Raw genomic sequence first — 13601 nt, forward strand, 5'->3', positions numbered from 1 at the left:
GATTAATAATTTCTATAAATACGGATAGCATTCAGAATAGGTTCTCCTTCTTTTTTATGAAAGTCGACACTTACTCCTTTTCCGTCCTTTACTGTTATTACAAACTTTTTGATAACAGCACGGGCATATCCGTAATCACGGGCTACGTTGAAATCATCTGAAACGGTTGTTCCATTGATTGAAATACCAAAGCTGCGATTTCCGGCAAATGTTTGTTCCGAGTCAGCTCCCAGATTATAAACCAATGCTTCTCTTTCTTTGTCTGACTCCAATTCTGCCCAGTACAAATATACGGAATATTCTCCATTCGGCACATCAGCCTTAAAAGATTTTATTCCAACGCGTTGGGTCTGGAAGATTGGATTCATGTCCGTTCCGTGAATATCAATATCCGAACCAAGCATGGTGCCGAATCCTGTTTGACGACGATAGGATGTTCCACCGATAAATCCCCAGCTACCGGGCTTATATTCCTGTTCGGGAATCCATGCTACGTTTGCCGCACGATCTTCAAAATATCTCGGAGAACCTAACATTACATTTAATTCCGTAAATGGCACAGCTTCGTCTTTCAACTGCGAGCCTACTAACTGGAACTGAATCCGAAGCATATCACGCAACTTGTTATCACCAGTCACAGCAACAGCTTCCAGCAAATTCTCTCCACCCACAAACGGTACATCAAACAAAGCATAATTATCTTCTATCTTTTTCTTTCCCAGACTCTTGTTATTCACAAACAGCTCGACTTCTTCCGCATTAGAGAATACAGGAACGGATTGAATACATTCTTTCTGCGCCGTATTCACCACTCCCCCACGGCTTTTCCACTCCCGATTACCAATGACAAGTATCGGACGACGTGACAAGGCTGTCTTATAGAACCAATAAACATCTTTCTTCTCTCTGTTTAACCCGACAACGCCTTTATTGTTTACATGAGGAACAGCATCTACACGGGATTCGGAATAAAAATCATTCAGATTCCACAGACTGGAACCGGCTATAAACGGACGTTTCATCATTTCATTGAGGTAATGTTTATGATATACCAGTCCATATTCCTGCGAGAAGTCAAAACGTTCCGGCTGGTACGAATGAACTCTCGGATCCACTCCCGGTCCATATTCCGTTACCATCAGCACTTTCCCTTTGTATGCTTTATGGGCACGATCAAGCAAACGCTGGAACTCATTGATATCCGGTTCATACCAACCTTGATACAAGTTCCATCCCTGAATCATCGGGATTTCGGTGAGATGAGCATCTTCGTAGTATTGAGGCATATTGTGATAAGCCATCATCGTATATCTTGAAGGATCTTCCTCACGGATAGTCGCCTCCAAGGCACGGGCTACTTTTTCCGTGAAACGGTAGTAATCTTCCAACTGTTTGCCTTCGGTATAGGGACGACGCAGGAAAATCTCATTCATATACCCCCAAATCATTACGGAAGGACGGTTGAAGTCCTGACGTACCATCTCTTTCGCCATCTCAACGGAATTATGCAGGAACTCTTCGGTTTCTGTAACAGCATTAACGACGGGAATTTCAACCGAAGTCACAATGCCCAGTTTATCACACATTTCCATGATTACCGGATCTTGGGGATAGTGTGATACACGCAGGTAGTTTCCTCCCATCTCCTTCAATAGCAATACATCCTGTACGTGCAATTCGTCACGCAAAGCATTTCCTTTCTGAAAATAATCCTGATGGCGGGCAGTCCCGATCAGTTTGCGTCCTTTGCCATTCAGAAAAAAACCTTTTTCCGAATCAAACTTGAACCAACGCAAACCTAACGGATTCACCACTTCATCCAGCAAAGTACCCTTTCTTTTATCAAGAATACGGGTATATACCATATAGCGATAAGGATCGTCTATATCCCATAGACGAGGGGAATCTATTTTTATCTTTTTGGAGATGTCCGTCTTCGTCTCGCCGGCTGCCAGTTTTACTTCTGCCTGCGTTTTTTTCACTTCCTTGCCATCCGCATCACAGATTATATTTTCCACCCTGATTTCCGTAGACTGGGACATATCGTTTGTCAGTAGCGTAGTGATTTCTACCGAAGCAGCGGAGTTATTCACTTCGGGGGTACGGATATAAACTCCCGACGAAGCATAATCATTCGTTGCAATGTGCACCGGATTCATAAACTGCAAATAGACATCCCGGTAGATACCGCCAAAGAAAGTAAAATCGGCAGATAAGGGGGGAATATTCGGATTATAGACATTGTTTACATAAATGGCAAACAGGTTTTCCTGTCCATAACGCAAATGGGGAGTGATGTCAAAACAGAAGCGGGTATACCCTCCTTTGTGCTCCCCAACGAACTGGCCGTTCAGGTAGAATCGTACTTCCTGATTGGCTCCTTCAAAGTAGATCACTGCCCGACGTCCCTCCTGGCTTTTGTCTATAAACAACTGTTTTCGATACCAGACCGGCCCCCGATAGAACCCCGGAGTTTCATCGTCTGCATCTTTATCATTCCAGGTATGAGGTATATTGACCGTCTCCCATGAAGAGTCGTCACAGCCAGTCAGTTGTGCTTCAAACGGAGATCCTTTTGTAAATTTCCATCCGTCGTTGATGGTGTATACCACGCGTTGCTGTGCCTGCGCCCATCCCACAATAAACAATAGAATAAAGATATAGAATAACTTCTTCATAATCTATGTATGCATCTAATTAAAACTTTATTTTTACCTCTCTGCCTGTGTAGACACACTCTTTACTCTCAAGAGCAGCACCGTCAGGCAGATATAACTTCACACGCATTTTTACTTGTTCCGGCATACCGGGATAACTTCCTTCACGCAAACCGATCGTCAATGTCCGTTCCGAATCTTTCCATTGCATCGGTACTTTGGAACATACGCCGTCTTCATAGCGGTAGGAGTCGCCTTCGTCCTCATACCATAAGAAAGAAGCGTCCGCTCCTCCGTAAATACGTAGTTCCAATTCACGGTCGGGGTATTCCATCGCATATTGTTTCACTTCTGCCAAAGGCAAGATAGAACCGGCTTTTACATACAGGGGAAGGATGTCGAGGGTGTTTGCCTGCATTTGTTCTCTTCCTCCTTCAAAGGCCTTTCCGGTCCAAAAATCGTACCAATATTTGCCGTTGTGTTCCGGCAGATAGACACTGATGTTCTTTTCTTCCGATTGCGGATGAAATACCGGTCGTACCAATAAAGAGGTGCCGAACATATAGGCGTTATCAATATCAAAAGTCCGGGTATCTGTGGTGAAATCCATTGCCAAGCCTCTCAACAGGGTATAATTGTTGGCTGTGACTTGATGGGACATCGAGTAAATGTAAGGCAACAGACGGTAACGCAGATGGATATATTTCACCTGATTATCATAGAATGGTGTCCCCTTTTCACCGAATTGCCAAACTTCACGCGGCACATTCGTACCGTGAGCACGGAAGACAGGAGTAAATGCACTGAACTGGAACCAACGGGAATATAACTCTTTATAATCATTGCTTTTCAACCCATCAGGATATTTTGCATCACGTTCTGTGACAAAGAATCCTCCTGTATCGGAAGTCCAATATGGAATACCGGACATGGATAAGTTCAAACCGGCAACCAGTTGTTTATGCATATTTTCCCATGAAGCCGAGACATCCCCCGACCATACCGCCGTACCATAATGCTGTTGTGAAGCAAAGGCGGAACGGGTTAAGATAAATATGCGCTTCTGATCGCTTTCGGCCCGAAGACGTTGATAAAAGTCCTTCAGCATCTCCAAAGAATAGGTATTCAGATAACGGTGGAAACTACCCAGATAAGTATTTCCGGCTGATTTCGTCCTCTCTTCCTGCTTCAACTGTGTGAATCCATCCCGGAAGGAAGGCTCTGTCGCATCCATCCACCAGGCATCCACCCCCATATCATAGAGTCCTTTCTTGAGATATTGCCAAAAGATATCCCGTGCGGCAGGATTATACGCATCAAAGACTTTATAACCTGCCCATGTAGGTTCGCTAAATAAGGCACCGATAGAATCGAGTGACTGATAGACAGCTGTTTCCGGTCCGAATCCGGGCCATACGGAAAGCATAAAGTGAACATGATCCTGCTGATGCAGTTCTTCAATGACTTGCCGGGGATGATCGAAGTTCGCCGGATGGAAAGTCAGACTGTTCCAATGGGGTTTATCTCCCCAATACTCCCAATCCTGCACAATGTTATCCAACGGAATCCCCCGTTTACGATACTCCTTTACAACGGCTTTCAACTCATCGAACGATTTATAGCGTTCTTTAGACTGCCAGAAACCATATACCCACTTCCCGAACATCGGCACGTCTCCCGTCAATTCCCGATAACCGGCAACAACTTCGTCCATATTCTTGCCATATACAAAATAATAGTCGGAAGCATCGCCTACCTCGGAAGTAAATGAGTATCCTTCTTTCGTATCTTCAAACTTTGTTGAAGAATAATTATCCCACAAGATACCATATCCGTTAGTCGAGATAAGGAACGGATTGACTATATCCATATTAGCCTGTAATAGAAGTACGGATTTTCCACGATAGTTCATGATTCCGTTCTGATACTGCCCCAGACCGTAAATAGCCTCATCGTCAGTAGGAACAAAGCGTTGGGTTACTTCGAGGCATTGCTCACCTCCGGCAACCGAACGTTTGAAGTGCCGTGCCTTTTTAGCTTCTTTCTCTTTCAGTAACAGCTTTCCTGTCGATACTTCCTGAAAAGTGAAAGCCGCATCTTCTTTATCAAAAGCAACGGAAAGCTCACGGGTAGAAAAGATCAATTGCTGCCCTGTATCTTTCCATTTATAATCTTTGAATGCCGGTTTTTGCGAATCGACAACCAATCTTTTTGTTACCAGCGTATCACCTTCGGGAAAAGACAGAATCCGCACGCATCCCTCCGACATAAACTCAACCCTGTATTGAATACTATCGGATACGAAAGCACATCCCCTGCCGTCTTCATGAACCGACGAAGAACACCCGAAACAAGATAATACGGATAAAACTAATAACCAATTTTTCAAACTCTTCATCAATACATTTATTTGACAGTGTAGATGGTATAACCCAATGACAAATTACGGACAACGACATTTCCTTTTAAATAGAACGTAGGCATATTGAATCCATTTACGATATTATCTTTATACAGTTCCACTTTTGCACTTTTCCATTCGCCTGTATTATCGGTACGTATCCGGGATACAATTTTAAACGGTTCTTTCGGTTCGCGCTGTGTGGACGAACGTATAAAAAGAGATTCATTTCCTTTGTCCAGGTATTCAAAATAGAGATACCCTACATAGTTATTCATTTGCAGTTTGGAAACCAATTCTTTGGGCAAAGAGATAGAAAGCGTTTCTTCGGCATTGTAACCACCTGATTTTCGCTTTCCCTGAATCTTCATGTCCGACTCACGCAAACGCATCATCTCAACCGCCAAAGCGGATTTGGCTGTCTTGACATCATTTTCTATTTGTGGCAACAAACCTATCGCCACCGGATAACGTCCCTGGCTAATCAACAACGCTGCCTTATCGAGCGAACGTTGACAAGCAGATACATCCATCTTCGTCTTTTCCAGGAAACGGGCTTCTTTTCGCAAACGGAAAAGCATTAAAGGTAAGGTTAAGCCACGTTCGTCCGCCTGTTCGCCTTTGAATTCTGCCGCATACTTTAAAGTGGTACGCAGTTCGCGGTCACCGTTTTCGATGGTAGGTTCTATTTCATGCCCTTCGGTATAGTCGCTCCACGAAGCGATAAACATCATGTCCAGACTGTCTTTCTCCGCCATACAGAACTTCCACAGACTTTGGTAAGTTTCTCCATTATTGCGAGGGATATAATAGAAGTGTCCGCGTCCCCAGCCTGCACATCCCCGGTTATCCATTCCCGGCATGGCAAATCCTGACTTAATGGTATAAGCAGGATTGTTACTATGCCAAATCGAGTCACGGAAAGGTTTCATAAACTCAATAACATCATCCTGCGTGGCATAATTATCCCATTCAGCATGTGCCTGATCTCTTGTACGGACACGAGCGGGAAGCCATGCGGTCGGTATTTCTCCCACTTTTTTCCAGGCATCCATATCATCACTGCGGGTGACAGGAATGTATTTATCGTTTTCCAGTTTTCCCCAATCCGCCCAACGACGTAAGGCAATGGGCTGCTTCATTCCTTGCGGAAACTTCACCAGTGATAATACTTTCTTGTATTCATCGACTTTTGCTCCGGGACCGAAATGATAAAAGACAGGCATTCCCTTCACCATAGGAGCAGTCGGACCGGAAAAGACACTGTCTACTAAATATTGGTAACATTTAGCCATATATTCGGTCTTTGCCTCACGGGTGTTAACTTCCGGATAAATCTTCGTAATCCAGTCATAATACAACCAACCGTCACACCAGTTTACACCGATTTCAAAGTCATATTTCGCTGCCACTTTCTGCATTTCACGCAGCAAGATGTCATTTTCGTGAGGCTTGAATCCCCATTCGATAAAGAATCCGTCTATCTTGGCAGCTTTTGCCGACAATATCTGATATTCGATATAATCAGGATCGAGATTGGACTGCATTCCGACTTGGGGATAGGCCACTGCCGCTATCTCATGTCGTCCTTCACTGTCTATCAGGTCGGCATTATAACACAGGGATTTCCTTCCCGTACTTGATTTCTCCGTATTGGCATACATCTCCCAACGCCCCAACTTTCCGTCATGTTGCCGGGTATAACGCACACCGTGGAAGTCAGCATACACTTTCTTTCCGTTCTGCGCCAAGGCCGGTAATGCAATAGATACCAATAAAAAAAGAAGAAGTTTCCTCATTGTTCCAAACTTAATTATTCAACTTATGTATTTTATTACCCTTCGACGATACTTAATCAATCCTCACCCAATACGAAATCGTGCTTTTCCGGATAACTGAAAGTATTGTCTATCATCCAACGACCTTTATAAATCTTAGCTCCGTCCATCTTGAAGAGTTCTTCTCCCTTCTCATTTACAAGTCCTTCAGCCCACCACTCTTCAGTCGGTTTCAGCATCAAGATTCCGTCAGGTCCGTTACAGATACTTTTTATATCAGCTGTATTGTAGACTTTTTCACAAGTCGGTTCGGCAGAGTCATTAGTCGTAGCGTCGGTAACTCCTGTCAAATCAAACTTATAGACAGCCGAAGCAGCTGTAAGCCATAATTTATCTTCTTCACCATATACCGGAAACAAATCATGTCCGCCCGATTCTTTGTCGAACGTATAAATACGAGTCTGATTTGTCAGTTTAGGATTGCTCTGGTTACCATCATACTTAAAACGGAATAATGCGGTAACTCCGCCCGTTATTGTAGCCGTGGCATACAGATACGACCTTTTCTTATCCCAAACTACATTATGCGCATTACCCAGCTTCACCGTATTAGCCTTCGCTCCCAATACCTTAACTGTGTCAACCACAAAGGTACTAATTTCACCGTTCTTAGATTCTGCCGTCACAATATTTCCATCGGGTAATACCTCCGCAGAGTGAGGATTCTGTCCGCAATTTGCATAGAACATTAATTTATGATCCGACAAACGGATTAAAGCCACAGCTCCGCCGGAGGCAGTCATCAAGATATAGCGTCTATTGAAAACAGGTTTCACTTCACTCGGATTGACAAACCAACCCTGTTGGGCAGCAGGAACACAAGCCGTATAAGGGTCCCAACTCCAAATATTACGATGCATCTCCGCATCCCTGATGACAATAGCCCGTCTGGATTGCTCCGCCAGTACATAAGCCTTTTCCGGAAGTTGAAAGATTTGATCTTTTACTACAGGAGCGGCATCATCATCGGAACATGCTCCCAAAGCTATATTAAATCCTAAGAGGATTGCGAATAAACTAAACTTCTTCATGGTCATAACTATTTTAATTCTAAATATTCAATTTGTCTTTTTAATGTTTCCGTTAATCTATTGAACCGATTTTGTATCATAATAATCGATCAATGAATGAACTGCAAGATTTACCTGTCGCATCTGCGACAGAAAAGATGTATAAGGCTCGTATTCGATGGAGACTATTCCTTTATTAGAAGCTTTTCCATCCGAACCGTATCCATCATTATACTCAAAGTGTACCCAACCCACACAATTCCGGGTTTCAAGTAAACGAAGACAGAAATTCTGATAAAACTCACCTCTGTTTTTCTGTGTACGTACCAGCCATCCACCTCCTTCGGTATTGGCATATCCAGTTCCCTGATAACTGGCATCTTCTGCTTTCGTATAGAATTCCGAAACTAAAAAAGGTTTCGTTCCACACCAAACTTTCAGGTTCGCCAAGAAATCTGCTTCCGGTTGCCAACGGGCATAATAATTGATAGAAACAAGATCGCAATAACGGGCACAAGCTTCCACCACTTTCTGATTGTATTTGCTCCAGTCATGCAGCCGTGTCCCCAAAATCAAATGCTCTTTATCATATCGTCTGACGGTAGCGGTAGTCAACTGATAATAATAATCAGCAACCATCCCCCGAAAGTCTTCCTGATTTTTCTTGGTGATCGCTCCGGCAGAAGCTATACCGTTATCCCGCATGAACTTTTCTGCATACTCACGAGCCGCTTTATAGCGTTCGGGCAAGGACAAAAAATGTTTCAGATCAATTCCTCGCAAAGGGTCAGTATTCTGATAACTAGCAAACGGCAATTCATTGTCAAGATAGAAACCTATAAAATGCCGGTCACCGGCAAATAAAGCTGACTTCTCTTGTACGAGACGATCTATGTACGTAGCAAATGTCGGTTCGAAAAGAAGAACGAGACGATTATACTTGTCATCATCAAACGCGTATCCCAAATTCTTGCTCATATCCCACATAAAGGTACGGAGCAGATACAGATTCTCTGCATAAGCAATCTTTTGCGTCTTAGGGGTCAACAAGTTAGCACGTACTGCAGCAGGAAATACTTCAATACGGTTCGAACCATACGAAATATAGTTTATATGATTGTCTGCCAACAGTTTGCCTGTCTCTTCACTCCATCGCGCCTCACTACCGTATCGAGTACTGAAAGCCTTCTTATGAGCAGTAGATTCTCCCGGACGAACATGCTGAATTCCATGAATGATAACAGCTCCATTATCCGGATCCAGTAAATAAGAACGGCCTCCACAATTAGCCACTCGGAAAAAGCCCTCTTTTCCAACCACAGAAGAGGGTTGCAAACCGATTCGCCCTCCCCACGCAGTCCGGCTATAATCCGAAGAAGGAGTATACCAATTCATATTATCAATGATACGGGTTTCCCTTGAATCTGCTGTTGTCCATGCTTGGAATGTTCCGTTCTGCCATTTCCGGTATTCAACGTTCAAAAAAGTATATTCATCTTTTTCCAAAGGAGTATCTCCTCCTTCCGGTTTCAAAGGTTCTATTTCGTTGGAAGAGGAGGAACAACTAAGCGTTAACTGCATCAGTCCGACCAAAGATAAAAAGAGGAAATACCTATATATTATATGTTTTCTCATATTACTTTCAGCTACCGCACATTATTACTTAACCAATGTGCTTGTTATCAATCGCATCTTTCGTATATTCTATCTAAGTTCACCGGGATAGCTGTTAATAACTCTCGCGTCAGCTATTAATAGAAAAGTTATCCTCCACTAGGGGAGAACTTCCTTCCCCCTTGTTGCAAACTTCTTTTATCCTTATTATAAACTATAAACGCAAGCTTTGTTTTTATAATTGCAAGCTTTGTTTTTATAAACGCAACTTGCATTTATAAAAACGTAAGCTTCGTTTATAGTTTGTATCGGACAGAGAGCAACTTTACTCCCAATGAAAGGGAAGTTTAGTCTTAATAGAAAAGAACTTTTCTATTAAGACTTCAGACGGTAGGTAATACTACCCTACTTACTTCTTCTTAGGGAATTTGATTTCAACAGTTGCTATCTGTTTCATCGTATTATTATCCATCTTACCGGAGACATCAAGAACTTTCATGACACCATATCTTTCTCCACCAGCACTTGAGGCACCACCGGTCTTAAATCCAATCACACTACCGACAAAGTTATCAATTGTCATATATACTTTCTGATCTGCATTTCCTTTCAAATATTCATTCTGAATAGAGGAACGGGAAGCTGTATCATAATCAAAATCTGTAGGGAATAGGACATATTTAGTCATATTCTTTGCCGGCAAGTTACTCAATGTTTTTCCACCTGACCCTTTATATAAAGGATTTTTACTTTCTACATTTTCCATAGAATAAAAGCGGAAAGAAAGAACACCATCTTTAGAATTTATAAAGAACTTTATATCAACATTCCTAGCACTTTCCACACTGGAAATAGCTTCATCCACCGAATACGTCTTCATATCCTTCAATGAAATCAGAGCAAACGGTTCCGCATTTGCCAAAACTTGGCTACCGACTTTGAGCTGGACAACTTCCATATTCACATAAGTCCTTACGATCCCTACTACTTCTTTACCCTCTCGACCGTCAGAAACAACCACTTTTAATTGGGACGTTTCTTCTGTTAATTGTACTTTAGGTGTATAATCAAAGTTTTTATTGTCACCACCTATCTCCTCACGGAATATTTCTGTACTTATACCATTTTCCACTCGGGATATAGCTACATATTTTACGCCACGAACCGATTCGATATGCATTGGAACTTCCGTATCTACTCCTTCATCAGTAGTAATTAGCTCTTTACCCAAGGTCAATACAGGAACCGGAACTGTCTTATATGACACCTGCAAAGTAGAAATTGTGATATTACCATATATATCTTCTGCTTTCACTTTAAAGCCCTTATCACCTTCTTTATATTCTATCAATTCATCATACTCATACGTTTTGTCGCCATTCAGTATATCACCACCTTTCGATGTTTGTCCGTCTACAGAAACCAAGAATCTTTCTACTTTCTTCAAACCAGCTTCCGAAACAATTTTAAAAGTGGTACGAGGCATTACCGGGTTTTCATCCATCTCATCATATACAATCTCTTCCGGATCGAATGTAATGACAGGACGTGCCATTACATCGGTAACAGCAATTGGTAAAGTCCCACTCGTAACATGATTCAGTTTATCTGTAGCTTCAATGATAAAAGCTTCGTAATTTGCATTGTACTCCAAGTTTTCAGACAAGCTGTAAGAGTTGGGGTTAAAAAAGTCGGTTACAGTTTTATATTCTGTCACTCCCTCCACCGTCTGCAATTTCATCGTCACGCTCTGAAGCCCTGCCTGTGATTTAATAACAGCCACTACCGGCAGATTGTCTACTTTATTCAAATCAACGTCCAGCTGCTCCATAGGAAAATTAATCACAGGAGCCGCTGCATTAGGATCCAGTCCATCATTATCGTCGCCACAGGCAGCAAAGCCCAAGCAAAGTCCTAATATTAATAAGGTATATATTTTACGAATCATAATTAGTTCTCTTTTTAATTAACTGTGGTTATTTGGAATATTTGCAATAGTTCTCAAATATATGAATCACGCCGTTTGTCGGCAGAATATTGCTAGTCTTAGCTTGCCGTTGCGGAGATTTTCCGTTGCTTCCGGTCTGATTCACCAGAATCTTACCAACTGCAGCCTGCCATGGATTTTTCCATACAGACATTGTCATCAATCCAGTCTCACCTTTCAGCATAGTCAAAACGAACATCGGTTCTACCTGCAATTGCCCATAAGAACTATATTCTCCATCTACAATATGATAAAGCAACATATTCTTCACCTTTTCTTTATCACAATCTGTAATAGAAGCTACACCAGCAAATTCATTCTCCCGATAAAGCTGCATACCGGCATTATTCAAAGCCAGAAAAGTATATTTATTATCAGTCTGTGTATAATAGTCCTTCAAACCTGTATACTCGATAGCTGCTATCAACTCCGAGAACATATCTTTGTGATCCTGAAAATATTCCCACGCTGTCACTTTTACATACGGATCATCCACCGAAGGCTCATAATCATAGTTCTTTTGCAAGTCCAGATCACAACCGGTCAATGCCAAAATTGTCCAACAAAAGAAAAGAGTCTTATATAATATTGTCTTTTTCATTGCTTCTACCTTTTTAGTTGTTAGTATTACCATAATACGTATTCTGCACAATCTTCGGATTTTCCAAGATATGTGAATAATGGATCGGGAAAAGTTCATTGCCGTCCTGCTCCATTCCGTTGATAGGTTTCATCACTTCTTTCCACTTTTCGGTACGTAGCAAATCAAACCAACGGCGTCCTTCGCCGGCTAACTCCACCTGACGTTCACGCAAGATATAATTGACTACCTCTTCTTCTGAAGCAAAATCATTTTCAGTCAGTGTATTCAATCCGGCACGGTCACGTACAGTTTTTACTAAATCCAAAGCTTCCCCCCATTTTCCCTGATGAGCACGAGCTTCAGCTTGCAACAACATCATATCTGTGTAACGATAGATTGGATAGGCTACTTCGCATGTCTTATTCAAAGAGTTACTGATGTCACCTGCCATATATTTACGCAATTCATTTCCGTTTTGGTAATTCTTCACCGTATAATCTTTGCGTAAATCACCTTTCATATCCTTTTCATCAAAGATACTCATAAACTTATCAGACATGACTGCCGCACGATTCCCTGAACCGGAAAACCATTGATACATGTAACTGTAACCATTCGTGCCGACTTCATCCATGTTGAAATGAACAAGGAAAATAAACTCTCTGGAGTTATATTCATCATTTTCCGGTGTATCATCAGAAGGTTTATTAGTCAGCTCTTCCGTAAACATGGTATGCCAAGTAGCAATGTTAGGTTCGAAGTCTACAAAACGACCGCCTTTTTTGGAAGCAATAGTTGCCATCTTATCAATGGTCTGATCGGCCAGATTATATTCTTTAGCCCACATATAAGCATCAGCCATGATAGCCCAAACACCACAGATAGAGATACGTTTGCGCTCATAATTCTTGTTACGGTTAATCAGGCTTTCCGCTTTCTTCAGGTCCGGAAGAATGACATTATCAAGAATGTAGTTTTTATCCGTACGCTCTTTGTAGATGGCTTCCGAATACTTTTCAGTAGGTTCTGTAAACAAAGGTACGTCTCCCCAAACACGGATAGCATAGAAGTAGGCCAAAGCACGCAATGCATAAGCTTGTCCAAGATAGTCATTTCGGTCTGCCACATCAGGCATACTGATATTAGGAACATATTTAATAGCCAGATTTGCCTGGTTAATCATCTGATACAGAGTCGTCCACTTTGCACATTTCTCATCCGTAGACATCAGGTTGTTGATAACACGTGCCTGATCGGCCATTACCGGTGCTCCGGGAGCTACATTATCCGAACGGAACTCACCCCAATAGAAATAGTTCTCCCGTAAAGTGGAACGTAACAATCCATAGATTTCATTTATACCTGCCTTAGCGTCACGGGCAGTCTGCCACATGTCACCTGCCGGAATTTCACTTACCGGTTCCTCATTCAGAAAGTCTGAACAGCTATTCAATGATAGAGCCAGGCATACAGCTCCAACAAAATATTTTATATTCTTCATACGATATCTT

Annotated in this window: 8 protein-coding genes; all 8 read right to left on the minus strand. The window is 42.2% G+C overall.

What is annotated here, in order from left to right; all coding sequences use genetic code 11:
- Positions 1–2: 2 nt before the first annotated feature.
- A complete protein-coding gene (locus tag DW862_RS00260; RefSeq protein ID WP_120067074.1) occupies positions 3–2678 on the minus strand; it encodes a glycoside hydrolase family 2 TIM barrel-domain containing protein in 2676 nt (891 codons plus the stop codon).
- Positions 2679–2697: 19 nt separating this feature from the next.
- Complete coding sequence (locus DW862_RS00265; RefSeq protein WP_087316950.1) at positions 2698–5055, minus strand: TIM-barrel domain-containing protein; 2358 nt, start codon at positions 5053–5055, stop codon at positions 2698–2700.
- 8 nt (positions 5056–5063) lie between these two features.
- The gene (locus tag DW862_RS00270) at positions 5064–6857 is read right to left on the minus strand and encodes a glycoside hydrolase family 71/99-like protein (RefSeq protein ID WP_120067075.1); all 1794 of its coding nucleotides are present in this window, start codon (positions 6855–6857) and stop codon (positions 5064–5066) included.
- A 56-nt stretch (positions 6858–6913) separates the two neighbouring features.
- Entirely contained in the window at positions 6914–7927 is a 1014-nt protein-coding gene (locus tag DW862_RS00275) for a DUF6528 family protein (protein ID WP_120067145.1), read from the minus strand.
- Between the two features lie 57 nt (positions 7928–7984).
- Complete coding sequence (locus DW862_RS00280; protein WP_120067076.1) at positions 7985–9541, minus strand: hypothetical protein; 1557 nt, start codon at positions 9539–9541, stop codon at positions 7985–7987.
- A 388-nt stretch (positions 9542–9929) separates the two neighbouring features.
- On the minus strand, positions 9930–11468 hold the full coding sequence (locus DW862_RS00285) for a hypothetical protein (RefSeq protein WP_120067077.1): 1539 nt from the start codon (positions 11466–11468) through the stop codon (positions 9930–9932).
- Between the two features lie 28 nt (positions 11469–11496).
- Positions 11497–12108, minus strand: a complete 612-nt coding sequence (locus tag DW862_RS00290; protein ID WP_004310456.1) for a fasciclin domain-containing protein — start codon at positions 12106–12108, stop codon at positions 11497–11499.
- A gap of 13 nt (positions 12109–12121) precedes the next feature.
- Positions 12122–13591 (minus strand): RagB/SusD family nutrient uptake outer membrane protein, encoded by a 1470-nt coding sequence (locus tag DW862_RS00295; protein ID WP_120067078.1) that lies wholly within the window; start codon positions 13589–13591, stop codon positions 12122–12124.
- Between the last annotated feature and the right edge of the window lie 10 nt (positions 13592–13601).

The sequence above is a fragment of the Bacteroides sp. AM37-9 genome (genome assembly GCF_003603455.1).
Taxonomy (GTDB): domain Bacteria; phylum Bacteroidota; class Bacteroidia; order Bacteroidales; family Bacteroidaceae; genus Bacteroides; species Bacteroides xylanisolvens.